The sequence below is a fragment of the Ensifer sp. M14 genome (assembly GCF_003355565.1).
GTDB lineage: Bacteria > Pseudomonadota > Alphaproteobacteria > Rhizobiales > Rhizobiaceae > Ensifer.
This window is the reverse complement of the sequence record NZ_QJNR01000004.1, coordinates 801,575-815,969: the sequence shown is the minus strand read 5'-3', so window position 1 is coordinate 815,969 and position 14,395 is coordinate 801,575. Positions and strand designations below refer to the sequence as shown.

Here is a 14,395-nt window from a genome sequence, read left to right as displayed (position 1 = left end):
CTAATGCTTCAAAGCATTGCGCCAGAGGCCCCGGCGATGCCGCCAGCCCAAGACATTACAATGTAATCGGTTGGGAAAATTGGAGCGGGTGAGGCGATTCGAACGCCCGACCCCAACCTTGGCAAGGTTGTGCTCTACCCCTGAGCTACACCCGCTCATTACCTCGGTCCGGGGGTAGTCGGTGGACCGTGGGCGTCGCTGACTTGCGGCGACGGGCGCTATATGGCCTAAGCGATTTTGGAATGCAACAGGGAAATGACGAGAAGTCGAATATTTTTTGGGAGCCTGCTCGGGAAGCCCGCAAATGCCGCGTTTTCGCGCCCCTCCGGCGTCTCTGAGATTGCACGGCGCAGCCGTTCTCCCCTAAAGCAGACTGGAAAAAAATCGATCGGCAGGAGAATCACCCCATGAACGAAGCGCAGCCGAAGACCGCGGACGACCTTTTCCGCTTTCTCGATGATCTCGGCATCCAACACAGCACCAAAAGACACGAGCCGGTGTTCACCGTCGCCGAATCGGTATCGCTGCGCGACGAAATCCCCGGTGGCCACACCAAGAACCTGTTCGTGAAGGACAAGAAGGACAACTACTTCCTCCTGACCGTCGAGGAACATGCGACCGTGGATCTGAAGACGGTGCACCAGGTCATCGGCGCCGCCAGCAAGGTTTCCTTCGGCAAGCCGGAAAAACTGATGGAATATCTCGGCGTCATTCCCGGGGCGGTGACGGCACTCGGCGCGATCAACGATACCGGCGGCAACGTCAAGGTGATCATCGACGAGGAGCTGATGGCATTCGATGTGATCAACTGCCACCCGCTGTCCAACGACGCGACGACCTCGATCGGCTCGAAGGACCTGTTGCGCTTCATGGAAGCCACGGGACATGAACCGCTTGTCTTGAAAGTGACAGCCTGACATACGATCTTTGGCGCGAATGCAGGAAGCCGGATCAAGAGCCGGCGAGGAGAGAAGAATGACGGGCAACGACAATCCCTATGCAGGGTCCTTCGGCAACCAGATGACCGCTTCGGCTTCCTTCGGCGGCCAGCCGGCAGCAGCACCGGCTGCGGGCGGCGACCTGATCAAGGAAACGACGACCGCCAACTTCAGCAAGGACGTGCTGGACGCGTCGCGCCAGCAGCCTGTTCTCGTCGATTTCTGGGCGCCCTGGTGCGGTCCGTGCAAGCAGCTGACCCCGGTGATCGAAAAAGTCGTGACCGAAGCTGCCGGCCGCGTGAAGCTCGTCAAGATGAACATCGACGACCACCCGTCGATTGCCGGCCAGCTCGGCATCCAGTCGATCCCCGCCGTCATCGCCTTCGTCGGCGGGCGACCGGTCGACGGTTTCATGGGCGCCGTGCCGGAAAGCCAGATCAAGCAATTCATTGAAAAGGTCGCCGGTCCCGCCGTCGATGACAGCAAGGCCGAGATCGAGGCAGCCCTTGCCGATGCCAAGGGATTGCTGGAAGCCGGCGATGCCGAGAACGCCGCCGGCCTCTTCGGCGCCGTGCTGCAGGCAGACCCGGAGAACGCGGTAGCGATCGCCGGCATGGTCGATTGCATGATCACACTCGGCCAGATTGCCGAAGCGCGTGAAGCGCTGACGAGCCTGCCGGAAGATCTTGCCAAGGATGCCGGCATCAGCGCGGTTGCCAAGAAGCTCGACCAGATCGAGGAAGCCCGCAAGCTCGGCGATCCGAACGCTCTGGAACAGCGCCTGGCCGCCAACCCAGATGATCACGAAGCCCGCATGATGCTGGCCAAGATCCGGAACGTCGAAGGCGACCGCAATGGCGCGGCGGATCACCTGCTGACGATCATGAAACGCGACCGGGCTTTCGACGACGATGGCGCACGCCGCGAGCTCGTCTCCTTCTTCGAAGTCTGGGGCCCCAAAGACCCGGCGACGATCGCCGCACGCCGCAAGCTGTCGTCGATCCTGTTTTCCTGAGCCACGCAGCAAGATCGGTGCGTTTTTCCCTTGAGATTTTCAAGGGGCGCACCATTTCTTGATCTGGTTGGCCACGCTGCGATGCGTGGCGGGGGCAAGACCGGACATCTGCAAGGTCGATCGGAATGCATGTCGGAAATGCACGTTATCTAGGTCCGCAGGACTTGCCGGAGATCATTCCGGTGTTTCCGCTGACCGGCGCGCTTCTCTTGCCGGGCGCCCAGCTGCCGCTCAACATCTTCGAGCCGCGTTACCTGGCGATGCTCGACGATGCTCTTTCCGGCAACCGGCTGATCGGGATCGTGCAGCCCTCCTTCTGCGAAGGCCGCAACGATATCGGCGTCGGCCCGGTTCCAGCACTCTGTCAGGTCGGCTGCATCGGCCGCATCACCTCCTTTGCCGAAACCGGCGATGGCCGCTACATCACCTCGCTGACGGGCGTGTGCCGCTACCGGCTGTTTAGCGAAGTCGCCGGCACGCGCGGCTATCGCCGTTTCCGCATCGGCCCGTTCACGGCCGATCTCGAAAATCGCGACGATGAGAGCCTGGTCGATCGTTCGGCGCTGCTGGCAGCCTTCAGGGCTTATCTGGAGGCCAACAAGCTGAAGGCGGACTGGGAGAGCGTCGAGCGCGCCAGCAACCGCACGCTGGTCAATTCCATGGCGATGATGTCGCCCTACGGGCCGGCGGAGAAGCAGGCGCTGCTGGAGGCTCCCGACCTCAAGACCCGCGCCGAAACGCTGATCGCCATCACCGAGATCGTGCTTGCGCGCAATTTCGGCGACGTCGACAACATCCTGCAATAAGCGAGGGCTCGTGGACGTCAACGCCAGCAAGGTCGACCCGAAACTGCTCGAGCTGCTCGTCTGCCCGCTGACCAAGGGCCGGCTGAGCTATCGCGCCGAGGCCAACGAATTGGTCTCGGAAAAGGCCCGTCTCGCCTACCCCATCCGCGATGGCGTTCCGATCATGCTGATCTCAGAGGCGCGCAAGATCGAGGACTGACAGCGGCGACCCATCCGCGTCCCTTGACGATCGATCAAGGAATAACCCGTAAGCTGCCCGAACTATCGGTAGCTCCACGGAACTGCATGACCTACTGGCACTACATCGTTGCGTTCATGACCCTGACCGCGCTTGGCGCGGCGGCCCATGTCTTCCGATCGTCGTTCAATTTCATTCCCGATCGCTTCAATGCCGCGCCAGGCCACTTCTGGCGCAATCATGCCATCGACGACATGTTGAGTGCGAACTACGGCTTCTGGGATATGGTGGCCGGAACCGAATACGACGAGGATGGATTTTACGAGTTCTTCAGCCGCAGAAATCTGCGCATCTGCTGCACGTGGACGATCGCGATCGGCATGACATTGCTGTTGTCGTACCAGGATCTGCAGGACAAGTTCACCGCTATCGTCGATGCCGCACCCGGCTGGCTCTGGGCGCTCTTCGTCTACCGGATCGAGAACCTTACCCTCTTCTGACCCGCTCAGATCGGCTGGCCGGAAAGCAGCCGCGGGTCCGCGTCACCGGCAATGCCGGCCGCCTGGCGGATGAAGAAGCTCTTGAGCGACGGCAGGCGATCGACCAGGCCGAGACCGAAGTCGCGGGCAATGCGGACCGGCGTAATGTCGTTCGAAAACAGCCGGTTGAGCACGTCGGTGGTCACCCCCATACGGAAAGTGTCGAACCGGCGCCAGCTCTGATAACGCTCGAGGATGGCCAGCGAGCCGATATCGAGCCCGAGGCGGTCCGCCTCGACGATCGTCTCGGCCAGCGCCGCGACGTCCTTGAAGCCGAGATTGAGGCCCTGGCCGGAGATCGGGTGGATGCCGTGGGCGGCATCGCCGGCAAGCGCAAACCGCGGCTTGACGAAATCACGCGCCAGCGTCAGGCCGAGCGGAAAGGCGCGACGGCCGCCGACGACCTTGAGGTGGCCGAGCCTGTGGCCGAAGCGGCGCTCCAGTTCCTCTTCGAACAGGAAATCGTCGCCCTTGACCAAGCGCTCGGCATCGGCGGTGCGTTCGGTCCACACCAGCGACGAGCGATTGTTCTTGAGCGGCAGCGTCGCGAAGGGGCCGGCCGGCAGGAAATGCTCCTCGGCCGTGCCCTCATGCGGACGCTCATGCTCGACGGTGGTAACGATGCCCGACTGGCCATAGTCGAACTCGACCGTCTTGATGCCGGCCGCATCGCGCAGCTTCGAGCGCACGCCGTCGCAGGCCACCAGCAGCCGGGCGTCGAGCTGTTCGCCGCCGGCAAGCGTCACGGCAACCGCATGATCGCCGCTCTCGAAGGTTTCGACCATCGTCGATTGACGCACGACAACACCGAACTCGTCGCAGGCGGCACGCAGCGCGCCGACCATGGCGGTGTTCGGCACCATATGGGCAAAGGGCCTGCCCTCCTCGCCTTCGCCATCGAAGGTGAGGAAAACCGGGCGCACCGGGTCTGATGTCTTCGAATCGGTGATGACCATGCGCCGGATCGGCTCGGCTTCCGGCGCGATCGCCTGCCAGACGCCGAGAACGTCAAGCATGCGTTCGGCGGCGGACGCGACGGCAGACGCGCGCTCGTCGCGCTTCCACGCACCTTCCGGCGCGCCGTCGATGACGGAGACCGCAAGATGCGGCGCCGCCTTCTTCAGCGATACCGCGAGCGAAAGGCCGACATAGCCGCCACCGGCAATCAACACATCGATCATCCGCTTTCTCCCGTCGCACTTGAGCATCGTTTCATGCCTATATAGATCAATGCCATCGCCGTTCCTACCGTTGGAGACAGCCGAAATGTCGCGCCCCACCGAGACCGCAACGCCCATGGATGCGCTGCTTGCCACACTCGACCTCGAAAAGCTCGAGGAGAACCTGTTTCGTGGCCGCAGTCCCCAGGTCGGCTGGCAGCGCGTGTTCGGCGGCCAGGTGATCGGCCAGGCCCTGGTCGCAGCCCAGCGCACCGTCGACGAGGGCCGCTACGTGCACTCGCTGCATGCCTATTTCATGCGCCCCGGCGACCCGTCCGTGCCGATCATCTACGAGGTCGACCGCATCCGCGACGGCTCCAGCTTCGCCACGCGGCGCGTCGTCGCCATCCAGCACGGCAAGGCGATCTTCTCGATGTCGGCATCCTTCCAGTATGACGAGGACGGCTTCGAGCACCAGATCGACATCCCCAATGTGGCGATGCCGGAAACCCTGCCGGGCGAACAGGAACTGAAGGACAAATTCCTGGCGCATGCCCCCGAAGCGATCCGCCGCTATTGGGAGCGGCCGCGGCCGATCGAGATCCGCCCGGTCTCGCTCAGCCACTATTTTGCGCGCAACGACGGCAAGCCGACCCAGGACGTCTGGGTCAAGGCGGTCGGCCAGGTTCCCGACGAGCGCCATCTGCAGGCGGCCGTGCTTGCCTACCTTTCCGACATGACGCTGCTCGACACCTCGCTCTATGCCCATGGCACGTCGGTGTTCGATCGCAACCTTCAGGTTGCAAGCCTCGATCACGCCATGTGGTTCCATCGTCCCTGCCGGATGGACGACTGGCTGCTCTATACCCAGGACAGCCCCAGCGCCCACGGTGCCCGCGGCATGACCCGTGGCAGCCTTTTTGATCGTTCCGGCGTGCTGATTGCCTCGGTGGCACAGGAAGGCCTGATCCGGAAAAAGGCACCTGAACAAAAACAAGGCGCTTAATCTTTTCTGCCTATTTTTTAATCTTCTAAAGTGACGATTTTTTAGCTCGCCACGGCACACTTGCCGTGCGCGATAATTTTCCCATGACTTTTCATAGGTTTAGCGCGCCACGACGAATCTGGCACGCCCCTTGAATGTAGCTGTCCGGTTGCAAGGCGCTTTCAGCGTTCGCAGCAAGGAGAGATGGCCTCCGGCCGGAGGCGAACAAGGATGGGAAACCGATGAAAATTGTAATGGCCATTATCAAGCCGTTCAAGCTCGATGAGGTTCGCGAAGCCCTCACTGCTGTTGGCATCCAGGGCCTGACCGTAACCGAGGTCAAAGGTTACGGCCGCCAGAAGGGACATACCGAAATCTATCGCGGCACCGAATACGCCGTGAGCTTCCTGCCCAAGCTGAAGATCGAGATCGCAGTCCCCTCGGAGCTCGTCGACAGGGCCGTGGAAGCGATCGCCGCCGCCGCCAAGACCGGCCAGATCGGTGACGGCAAGATCTTTGTCTATTCGATTGACCATGCCGTGCGCATCCGCACCGGCGAAACCGATTCAGAAGCGTTGTAAGCCACGCCGTTCAGGGAGCACTACTCGATGTCGTCAAGCAAACTTTCTACCTCTCTGGTCAGGATCGGCGCAGCCTCTGCCGCCCTTCTTGCGCCGGTCGTCGCCTTTGCCCAGGAAGCCGCACCGGCAGCAGCCGCTGCCACCGCCGCAGCCCCCGTTCCCGACAAGGCCGATACGGCCTTCATGTTCATCTCCACCCTGCTCGTCTTCTTCATGCTGATCCCGGGCCTCGCGCTCTTCTACGGCGGTCTCGTTCGCGCCAAGAACATGCTGTCGGTGCTGATGCAGTGCACCGTCATCGGTGCCACGATGATGATCGTCTGGGTCGTCTACGGCTATTCCTTCGCCTTCGGCGGCTCGACCAGCCCTTATTTCGGCGGCTTCGCCAAGATGTTCCTCGCCGGCGTATCGACTGACAGCACGTCCGCCACCTTCTCCGAAGGCGTGGTCATTCCGGAATACATCTTCATGCTGTTCCAGATGACGTTTGCGGCACTGACGCCGGCGCTCATCATCGGTGCCTTCGCCGAGCGCATCAAGTTCTCGGCAGCCGTGCTCTTCTCGGTCCTCTGGGCAACCTTCGTCTACTTCCCGATCGCCCACATGGTCTGGGACGGCAACGGCCTGCTCTTCGGCATGGGCGCTCTCGATTTTGCCGGCGGCACCGTCGTGCACATCAATGCCGGCGTCGCTGGCCTCATCGGCGCGATCATGGTCGGCAAGCGCACCGGCTTCGGCAAGGACATGATGGCACCGCATTCGATGACGCTGACGCTGGTCGGTGCGGCGATGCTGTGGTTCGGCTGGTTCGGCTTCAACGCCGGCTCCAACCTCGAGGCATCCGGCGGCGCCATGCTCGCAACCGTCAACACCTTCCTCGCAACGGCAGCCGCCATCCTCTCCTGGTCGGTCGTCGAAACCTTCACCCGCGGCAAGGCCTCGATGCTGGGTGCAGCCTCGGGCATGATCGCCGGCCTCGTTGCCATCACGCCTGCCGCCGGCATCGCCGGCCCGATGGGCGCGATCGTCATGGGCCTGATCGTTTCGCCGCTGTGCTACTTCTTCGTCTCGGTGGTGAAGAACAAGTTCGGCTACGACGACACCGCTGACGTCTTTGGCGTCCACGGCGTCGGCGGCTTCTTCGGTGCGCTGGCGACCGGCATCTTCGCCTCGTCGTCGCTCGGCGGTATCGGTTACGCCGACGGCGTCACCATGGGCGGCCAGTTCATGACCCAGCTGACAGCCGTTGCCATCACCATCGTCTGGTGCGGCGTGGTCTCGGTCATCCTCTACAAGGTGGTCGATGCGATCGTTGGGCTCCGGGTTTCGGTCGAAGCCGAACGCGAGGGTCTCGACCTCTCGTCCCACGGCGAAGCGGCCTACCACAACTAAGCCAATCGCGGCGCCGTCCACAGGCGCCGCTCACCGTCCCGTCGCGGTCCGCCTGATGCGGATCGCCTTTGGCCCGGATCGAAAGATCCGGGCTTTTTTGCTGAATTGCGCAGATTGCAGACCTTAGCCCACCGGTATTTTAGCGGGATATACGCATGGTTAATGTCGCATTAACCGTACTCCGCTTAGGTTGATTCCATGGCGCGCAATGCGCCCTAGAGATCGAGACGGGCAGCAGGCAACATGAGCAGAAGCAATCCGGCAACGCTTGACAGCCGTTCCAACCGGTTCGTGCTAACAACATTCGTTTGGCGACAGATCGCATCGCTGGCGGGCTTCGCGCTGTTTGGCGCGTTGGCGCTGGCCATCGCGGCGCTGTCGACATGGAACGTTGCCGACCCGAGCTTCTCCTACGCCACCTCGGACGAGCCGACCAATGTGCTTGGTTATGCGGGCGCGGCGTTTGCCGACATCTTCATGCAGTTTTTCGGGCTTGCCAGCGTCGTCGCCCTGCTTCCGGCGGTTGCCTGGGCACTGGTGCTGATTGGCGGCAAGCGCTTCGACAAGATCGTCAAGCGCCTCGGCCTCTGGTTCATCGGATCGGTGCTTGCCGGCGCTGCCTTGAGCTGCGTTCCGGCGCCGATCACCTGGCCGCTGCCCAACGGCCTCGGTGGCGTCTTCGGCGACATGATCCTGCGTTTTCCCGCGCTGTTCATTGGCTCCTTCCCGACCGGCACCTTTGCCACCGTGCTTGCCTGCATCTTTGCCGCCCCCGCCGCCTGGTGCCTGATCTACAGCGCCGGCCTGATCGGTGTCGGCGAGGAGGAGGACGAAGAAGAGATCGAAGAGCCGACGCCGAGCAAGGCGCGCACCGTGCGCGACGAACTGGACGAAGACGACAGCGAAGGCCCCTTCACCCTGCTGATGGGCTCGTTCGCGCATATGCGCTACACCGTGCAGGCGCGCGTGCGCCGCATCTTCGGCATGAGCGGGACTCGCACCCCGACGAAGCGCCAGTACGACGAGCCCTATGATTTCAACAATGACGAATTCGGCACGCTGAACGAGCCGGCCCGGCCGAAGCCGATGACTGCCGGCGACCGCATCGAACCGTCGCTCGACCGTTCCGAGCGCCGCGTCGTCACGCCGCCGCCGATCATGGCCGACGACGATGATGACATGTCCTTCGACATGGATGAGCGCCGCCCCGCCGGCATTCTGCCCGATAACGAAGACGACGACCATGATGTGGCAGCCGACTGGGCGCCGAAAGCCGCACCGCCGAAGCAGGGTCTGCCGAAGGCCGGGTCGCGTGTCGCCACGCCCCCGCCTCGCCCGAAGACCGGCCAGCGGCTCGAACGCGAAGCCCAGCGCTCCTTCGTCGACGACGACGGCGATTTTGCGCTGCCGCCGATGCATTTCCTCGCTGAACCCAAGAACGTCACCCGCGACGCGACGCTTTCCGCCGATGCGCTGGAGCAGAACGCCCGCATGCTCGAAGGCGTGCTGGAAGACTTCGGCGTCAAGGGTGAGATCATTCACGTTCGTCCCGGTCCCGTCGTCACCCTCTATGAACTGGAGCCGGCGCCGGGCATCAAGTCCTCCCGCGTCATCGGTCTTGCCGACGATATCGCCCGTTCGATGAGCGCGATCGCTGCCCGTGTCGCCGTGGTACCCGGCCGCAACGCCATCGGCATCGAACTGCCCAACCAGCGCCGCGAAACCGTTTATCTGCGCGAGCTGGTCGGTTCGCGCGACTTCGAAACGAGCAAGGCGCGCCTGGCCATGGCGCTCGGCAAGACCATCGGCGGCGAACCTGTGGTCGCCGATCTCGCCAAGATGCCGCATCTTCTCGTCGCCGGTACCACCGGCTCGGGCAAGTCGGTGGCGATCAACACCATGATCCTGTCGCTGCTCTACCGCCTGCGCCCGGACCAGTGCCGCCTGATCATGATCGATCCGAAGATGCTCGAACTCTCCGTCTATGACGGTATCCCGCACCTGCTGTCGCCTGTCGTGACCGACCCGAAAAAGGCGGTCGTCGCGCTCAAGTGGACGGTGCGCGAGATGGAAGAGCGCTACAAGAAGATGTCGAAGATCGGCGTGCGCAACATCGACGGCTTCAACACCCGCGTCGAACAGGCGCTGGCCAAGGGCGACGCCATCACCCGCACGGTGCAGACGGGCTTCGACCGCCAGACCGGCGAAGCGATCTACGAGACCGAGGAATTCGACCTGTCGCCGATGCCCTATATCGTCGTCATTATCGACGAAATGGCCGACCTGATGATGGTTGCCGGCAAGGACATCGAAGGTGCGGTGCAGCGACTGGCGCAGATGGCGCGCGCCGCCGGCATCCATGTGATCATGGCGACACAGCGCCCCTCGGTCGACGTCATCACCGGCACGATCAAGGCCAACTTCCCGACCCGCATCTCCTTCCAGGTGACCTCGAAGATCGACAGCCGCACCATCCTTGGCGAACAGGGCGCCGAGCAGCTGCTCGGCATGGGTGACATGCTCTACATGGCCGGCGGCGGGCGCATCCAGCGCGTCCACGGTCCCTTCGTCTCCGACACCGAGGTCGAGGAGGTCGTCGCCTATCTCAAGACCCAGGGCACACCGCAATATCTCGACGCGATCACCGAGGACGACGACGAGGACAATGACGGCGGCGGCCCGGCCGGCACGTCCAATCTTGCCGATTCCGACGACCCCTATGACCAGGCGGTGGCGATCGTTCTGCGTGACGGCAAGGCCTCCACATCCTATGTGCAACGTCGCCTCGGGATAGGTTATAATAGGGCCGCCTCGCTGATCGAGCGCATGGAACAGGAAGGCATCATCGGCCCGGCAAACCATGCCGGCAAACGGGAAATTCTCGTGCCGACCGAAGCGGAGATCACCGGCCGATAAACCCGGTCCTCGCCAGAGCGACGAAACGGCAGCCCGGTAACGGTCATGTGAGGGCGCGGCCCCTAGAAGGCTAGAACAGACGCCTTGAAGGTGCCGCACTTGCGCTCCAGATGATCAAGGAAATGAAGGAGACTGTGATGACAGAAACGAAAACCACCCAGGGCAACAATCCGGCGATGTCGCGCCGCGTATTCGTTGGTGGCCTCGCGGCGCTCGCGGGCATGGGTGGCGCCGGTCTTGACGTCACGAAAGCCTTTGCGCAGGCGACGGGCTCCGCCCAGAAGATCGCCGACCATTTCTCGTCCGTGAAGACCATGGCCGGCGAATTCGTGCAGTTCGGCCCACGCGGCGAGCAGACCGGCGGCAAGTTCTACATCCGCCGCCCCGGCCGCATCCGCTTCAACTACGAGGCACCGTCGCCGATGCGCGTGATTGCCGACGGCAAGTCGGTGGTCATCGGCAACATGAAGCTGAAGACCTGGGACATCTACCCGCTGTCGAAGACGCCGCTGAACCTGTTGCTCAGCGAACGGATCGACCTGAGAGGCAAGATGGTGCGCGGCGTCAAGGAAGAATCCGACCTCATCACCATCGTGCTCGGCGACCGCTCGATCTTCGGCGATTCGACGATCACCATGATGTTCGATCCGAAGACCTACGACCTGCGCCAGTGGACGATCACCGACGCCCAGAAAAAGGATACGTCGGTGATGATCTTCAACGTCAAGACCGGCATGGCGCTGGACGACAAGGTGTTCAAGATCCCCTACGACGAAGTGCGCAACAAGGGCCGCTGACGGCCTTTGATCCAGCCGTGCTTGTGGACGTCGGCCGCCCGCTGCATGTTTCCTTAGATCCATATCCGATCTAAGGATATGGACATGCAGCCCTTCAAAGTGCACAGCGACTTTGGCGCGTCGATAAGACGCGCTGCGCTGTGTGCGGCCTTTTTCATGCCTTCCTTGTCGCCAGCCGCCGGACCTGCTTAAACCGCTCGGACATCGAAAATACATCCGTCCTGAGCCGGCTTCCGATTGGTCGAACGCCCGGACTTACCCGATCATGGGGAATGAGCAATGGCCCTTTCCGTCGCCACCTGGAACATCAACTCCGTTCGACTGCGCATGCCGCTGGTGGAGCACCTCCTGAAGACCTGGCAGCCCGACATTCTCTGCCTGCAGGAAACCAAGTGCCCGAACGACCAGTTTCCGTCGAAGCCGCTGAAGGCGCTCGGCTACAACCATATCGAGATGCACGGCCAGAAGGGCTATCACGGCGTCGCGACGATCTCGCGCCTGCCGCTGCATGATCTCAGCGATCGCCGCGACTATTGCGGCATCGGCGATGCGCGCCACCTTTCGGTGGTGTTCGAGGCCGGCGGCAAGAAGATCCGTCTGCACAATTTCTACGTCCCGGCCGGCGGCGACGAACCGGACCGCTCGATCAATCCGAAGTTCGGCCACAAGCTCGATTTCGTCGAAGAGATGAAGCTGCTGCACGCCGAGGCTGATGCCGGAATTTCCTCGATCCTCGTCGGCGATCTCAACATCGCGCCGCTTGAGGACGACGTCTGGTCGCACAAGCAGCTCCTCAAGATCGTCAGCCATACGCCGATCGAAACCGAGGGCCTGACCACGGTGATGAATGGCGGCGCCTGGGTCGACCTGATGCGCCAGCACACGCCGTCACCGGCCAAGCTCTACACCTGGTGGAGCTACCGCGCCAAGGATTGGGAAGCCGCCGACCGCGGCCGGCGCCTCGACCATATCTGGTCTTCGGCAGACCTTGCGCCGAAACTGACGCAAGTGGATATCCTGCGCGAGGCACGCGGCTGGGAGCGGCCGTCCGACCATGTGCCGGTGATCGCCCATTTCGATATCTGACTGTGAAGCCTCAAGCGCCTGGCGTTCGACCGTTTATCGGGAATACGTCAGGCGAAACGGCCGGCAAGCGCGCCTGCGCGCCTGATCATCGCCTGCAGGTTTTCGCGGATACGCGCTTCGACGAGGGCGGCAACCTCCGGATACTCTTCCAGCATGCGCCGGAAGAGCGGCCGGTTGATGCGGATCACTTCGCTGTCTTCGTCCGCGGTTGCGGTGAACTTGCGCTCCACCATCGAGATCAGCGCCAGTTCGGAGAGAAGCGCGCCGCGGCCGACGGTGGTGATCTCTTCCATCGCGCCGTCGGCATTGGCTTTCGACAGCGAAAGGCTGCCGCTGGCAATGGCAAAGGCGCAATCGGCCGGTGCGCCCTCGCGAAACAGCTCCTGCCCCTTGAACACGCGTCGACGCTCCGCACCAAAGGCGATCAGCCTCAGCTTGTCCTCGCTGATATCGGCAAAAAGCGGCACATTGGACAGAAGAACGATGTCGTCGTTAAGCGCCAAGCGGCTAACCTCCCTGAATCACGATGCTTTCGGGTTCGCGTCCCAAGAACATAGCGATCGATGCGAATAGTCCGGGGCGGCTGACGTGCGGAAAATCATCCGACGTCACCGCCTCACGGAACGATCTTGTAGCCGCCGTTCTCTGTCACCAAAATCTCGGCATTGGAAGGGTCGCGCTCAATTTTCTGGCGAAGCCGGTAGACATGCGTTTCGAGCGTGTGCGTCGTCACGCCGGAATTGTAGCCCCAGACTTCCTCAAGCAGCACGTCGCGCGTTACCACCTTCTGGTCGGCGCGGTAGAGATAGCGGATGATCGCCGCTTCCTTTTCGGTCAGCCGGATCTTCTGGCCGTTTTCGAGCGTCAGCAGCTTCTGGCTGGGCTTGAAGGTATAGGGACCGACGCTGAACGTCGCATCTTCGCTCTGTTCGTGCTGGCGCAACTGCGCGCGGATGCGGGCGAGCAGGACGGCAAAGCGGAATGGTTTGGTGACGTAATCGTTCGCACCGGCTTCCAAACCGAGGATTGTATCCGAATCGGTATCGTGGCCGGTGAGCATGATGATCGGCGCCTTGAAGCCGCCCTTGCGCAGGAGCTTGACCGCTTCGCGCCCGTCCATGTCGGGCAGCCCGACGTCCATGATCAACAGGTCGACCTGCTGGGCGCGCGCCGCCTGTATACCCTTGCCGGCAGACGCTTCCTGGAGAAGATCGAACTCCTCGTAGAGCGAAAGCTGCTCGACCAACGTTTCGCGCAGGTCATTGTCGTCGTCGACAAGAAGAATGGTACGGGTCGCCATGGGACAATTCCTGTTTGCTTCCGGTTTCAAACTAGCTCAAATGCCCGTGTTGGCAAGCGAACCGGTTTTGGAACCGCGTTATATATGCAACCGTGCTTATGGTGCCCGCCAAATCACGGACAATTCAAAAATCTGTGAGAGAGATGCGCAAGAAAACGTCGGGAAGAAGGCCAGTCAAATCCATCATCACCGTCCGGCCCGCCCCGCTTGATCGCAGGCGTGCACTGGTTACCTTCGATGGCCGCACGGAGCAAGCGGCCATCGGCCGCAGCGGCATCACCAGCCGCAAGCGCGAGGGCGACGGCGCGACACCGCGCGCCGCGATGAAACTCGTCGGCGGCTACGTCAGGCGCGACAGGATCCAGCTTCCGCCGACGCCCTTGCCGACACGGGCAACCCGCAAGGGTATGCTCTGGTGCGACGCTGCCAGCCACGCCGTCTATAACCGTCCGGCCAAGGCCCCCTTCGCGGCGAGCCACGAGGAGATGATGCGCAAGGACGGGCTCTACGACGTCTGCCTGGTGATGGACTGGAACCTGACCAGCCGCCGCCGTCATGCCGGTTCGGCGATCTTCTTTCACCTCATCCGTCCTGGATACGAGCCGACGGAGGGCTGCGTCGCCATAAGCCCGGCTTCCATGCGCCGGCTGATTCCGCACCTGCGTCGCGGCACCGTCGTCAAGGTCATCTGACGCCGCAACC

At 62.5% G+C, this 14,395-nt stretch carries 15 protein-coding genes and 1 tRNA gene; 12 read left to right on the top strand and 4 right to left on the bottom strand.

Going from position 1 to position 14,395, the window contains the following annotated elements:
- Positions 1 to 80: 80 nt before the first annotated feature.
- Positions 81 to 155 (bottom strand) — tRNA-Gly (locus tag BLJAPNOD_RS04000).
- Positions 156 to 407: 252 nt separating this feature from the next.
- Here BLJAPNOD_RS04000 and BLJAPNOD_RS03995 point away from each other — a divergent pair.
- The 5 genes from BLJAPNOD_RS03995 to BLJAPNOD_RS03975 all read left to right on the top strand — a co-directional run bounded on the left by BLJAPNOD_RS03995 (position 408) and on the right by BLJAPNOD_RS03975 (position 3,437).
- Positions 408 to 917, top strand: coding sequence for a prolyl-tRNA synthetase associated domain-containing protein (locus BLJAPNOD_RS03995; RefSeq protein ID WP_115418975.1), 510 nt, complete (start codon positions 408 to 410; stop codon positions 915 to 917).
- Between the two features lie 58 nt (positions 918 to 975).
- A complete protein-coding gene (trxA, locus tag BLJAPNOD_RS03990) occupies positions 976 to 1,953 on the top strand; it encodes a thioredoxin (protein ID WP_115418974.1) in 978 nt (325 codons plus the stop codon).
- Positions 1,954 to 2,078: 125 nt separating this feature from the next.
- Positions 2,079 to 2,759: an LON peptidase substrate-binding domain-containing protein gene (locus tag BLJAPNOD_RS03985; RefSeq protein ID WP_077500830.1), complete on the top strand. Its 681-nt coding sequence runs from the start codon at positions 2,079 to 2,081 to the stop codon at positions 2,757 to 2,759.
- A gap of 10 nt (positions 2,760 to 2,769) precedes the next feature.
- Positions 2,770 to 2,958 carry a Trm112 family protein gene (locus tag BLJAPNOD_RS03980; protein WP_115418973.1) on the top strand — a complete coding sequence of 63 codons (189 nt, stop codon included), beginning with the start codon at positions 2,770 to 2,772 and terminating at the stop codon, positions 2,956 to 2,958.
- A gap of 86 nt (positions 2,959 to 3,044) precedes the next feature.
- Complete coding sequence (locus BLJAPNOD_RS03975) at positions 3,045 to 3,437, top strand: hypothetical protein (RefSeq protein ID WP_115418972.1); 393 nt, start codon at positions 3,045 to 3,047, stop codon at positions 3,435 to 3,437.
- Positions 3,438 to 3,442: 5 nt separating this feature from the next.
- On the opposite strand, the gene BLJAPNOD_RS03970 is transcribed toward BLJAPNOD_RS03975, so the two are convergent.
- A complete protein-coding gene (locus BLJAPNOD_RS03970; protein ID WP_115418971.1) occupies positions 3,443 to 4,657 on the bottom strand; it encodes a ubiquinone biosynthesis hydroxylase in 1,215 nt (404 codons plus the stop codon).
- A gap of 85 nt (positions 4,658 to 4,742) precedes the next feature.
- Between BLJAPNOD_RS03970 and tesB the strand changes: the two genes are divergently transcribed.
- From tesB to BLJAPNOD_RS03940, 6 genes are all read left to right on the top strand, one after another.
- Positions 4,743 to 5,642 carry an acyl-CoA thioesterase II gene (tesB, locus tag BLJAPNOD_RS03965; protein ID WP_115418970.1) on the top strand — a complete coding sequence of 300 codons (900 nt, stop codon included), beginning with the start codon at positions 4,743 to 4,745 and terminating at the stop codon, positions 5,640 to 5,642.
- Positions 5,643 to 5,863: 221 nt separating this feature from the next.
- Positions 5,864 to 6,202: a P-II family nitrogen regulator gene (locus BLJAPNOD_RS03960; RefSeq protein ID WP_077500834.1), complete on the top strand. Its 339-nt coding sequence runs from the start codon at positions 5,864 to 5,866 to the stop codon at positions 6,200 to 6,202.
- Between the two features lie 27 nt (positions 6,203 to 6,229).
- Positions 6,230 to 7,594: an ammonium transporter gene (locus tag BLJAPNOD_RS03955; RefSeq protein ID WP_077500835.1), complete on the top strand. Its 1,365-nt coding sequence runs from the start codon at positions 6,230 to 6,232 to the stop codon at positions 7,592 to 7,594.
- Positions 7,595 to 7,837: 243 nt separating this feature from the next.
- On the top strand, positions 7,838 to 10,510 hold the full coding sequence (locus tag BLJAPNOD_RS03950; protein WP_115418969.1) for a DNA translocase FtsK: 2,673 nt from the start codon (positions 7,838 to 7,840) through the stop codon (positions 10,508 to 10,510).
- A 137-nt stretch (positions 10,511 to 10,647) separates the two neighbouring features.
- Entirely contained in the window at positions 10,648 to 11,307 is a 660-nt protein-coding gene (locus BLJAPNOD_RS03945) for an outer membrane lipoprotein carrier protein LolA (protein ID WP_077500939.1), read from the top strand.
- Between the two features lie 279 nt (positions 11,308 to 11,586).
- Positions 11,587 to 12,393 (top strand): exodeoxyribonuclease III, encoded by an 807-nt coding sequence (locus BLJAPNOD_RS03940; RefSeq protein WP_115418968.1) that lies wholly within the window; start codon positions 11,587 to 11,589, stop codon positions 12,391 to 12,393.
- A gap of 47 nt (positions 12,394 to 12,440) precedes the next feature.
- Here the strand turns inward: BLJAPNOD_RS03940 and BLJAPNOD_RS03935 are convergent, their stop codons facing one another.
- The gene (locus BLJAPNOD_RS03935; RefSeq protein ID WP_077500838.1) at positions 12,441 to 12,896 is read right to left on the bottom strand and encodes a cyclic nucleotide-binding domain-containing protein; all 456 of its coding nucleotides are present in this window, start codon (positions 12,894 to 12,896) and stop codon (positions 12,441 to 12,443) included.
- A 113-nt stretch (positions 12,897 to 13,009) separates the two neighbouring features.
- On the bottom strand, positions 13,010 to 13,693 hold the full coding sequence (locus tag BLJAPNOD_RS03930) for a response regulator transcription factor (protein WP_077500839.1): 684 nt from the start codon (positions 13,691 to 13,693) through the stop codon (positions 13,010 to 13,012).
- Positions 13,694 to 13,836: 143 nt separating this feature from the next.
- On the opposite strand from BLJAPNOD_RS03930, the gene BLJAPNOD_RS03925 reads away from it, so the two are divergent.
- On the top strand, positions 13,837 to 14,385 hold the full coding sequence (locus BLJAPNOD_RS03925) for a L,D-transpeptidase family protein (protein WP_115418967.1): 549 nt from the start codon (positions 13,837 to 13,839) through the stop codon (positions 14,383 to 14,385).
- Positions 14,386 to 14,395: the final 10 nt, after the last annotated feature.

Excerpts from the sequence above, each read along its gene's own strand:
- BLJAPNOD_RS03995 (WP_115418975.1), top strand. The coding sequence starts at position 408 with ATGAACGAAGCGCAGCCGAAGACCGCGGACGACCTTTTCCGCTTTCTC.
- trxA (WP_115418974.1), top strand. The coding sequence starts at position 976 with ATGACGGGCAACGACAATCCCTATGCAGGGTCCTTCGGCAACCAGATG.
- BLJAPNOD_RS03985 (WP_077500830.1), top strand. The coding sequence starts at position 2,079 with ATGCATGTCGGAAATGCACGTTATCTAGGTCCGCAGGACTTGCCGGAG.
- BLJAPNOD_RS03975 (WP_115418972.1), top strand. The coding sequence starts at position 3,045 with ATGACCTACTGGCACTACATCGTTGCGTTCATGACCCTGACCGCGCTT.
- BLJAPNOD_RS03970 (WP_115418971.1), bottom strand. The coding sequence starts at position 4,657 with ATGATCGATGTGTTGATTGCCGGTGGCGGCTATGTCGGCCTTTCGCTC.
- tesB (WP_115418970.1), top strand. The coding sequence starts at position 4,743 with ATGTCGCGCCCCACCGAGACCGCAACGCCCATGGATGCGCTGCTTGCC.
- BLJAPNOD_RS03960 (WP_077500834.1), top strand. The coding sequence starts at position 5,864 with ATGAAAATTGTAATGGCCATTATCAAGCCGTTCAAGCTCGATGAGGTT.
- BLJAPNOD_RS03955 (WP_077500835.1), top strand. The coding sequence starts at position 6,230 with ATGTCGTCAAGCAAACTTTCTACCTCTCTGGTCAGGATCGGCGCAGCC.
- BLJAPNOD_RS03950 (WP_115418969.1), top strand. The coding sequence starts at position 7,838 with ATGAGCAGAAGCAATCCGGCAACGCTTGACAGCCGTTCCAACCGGTTC.
- BLJAPNOD_RS03945 (WP_077500939.1), top strand. The coding sequence starts at position 10,648 with ATGACAGAAACGAAAACCACCCAGGGCAACAATCCGGCGATGTCGCGC.
- BLJAPNOD_RS03940 (WP_115418968.1), top strand. The coding sequence starts at position 11,587 with ATGGCCCTTTCCGTCGCCACCTGGAACATCAACTCCGTTCGACTGCGC.
- BLJAPNOD_RS03930 (WP_077500839.1), bottom strand. The coding sequence starts at position 13,693 with ATGGCGACCCGTACCATTCTTCTTGTCGACGACGACAATGACCTGCGC.
- BLJAPNOD_RS03925 (WP_115418967.1), top strand. The coding sequence starts at position 13,837 with ATGCGCAAGAAAACGTCGGGAAGAAGGCCAGTCAAATCCATCATCACC.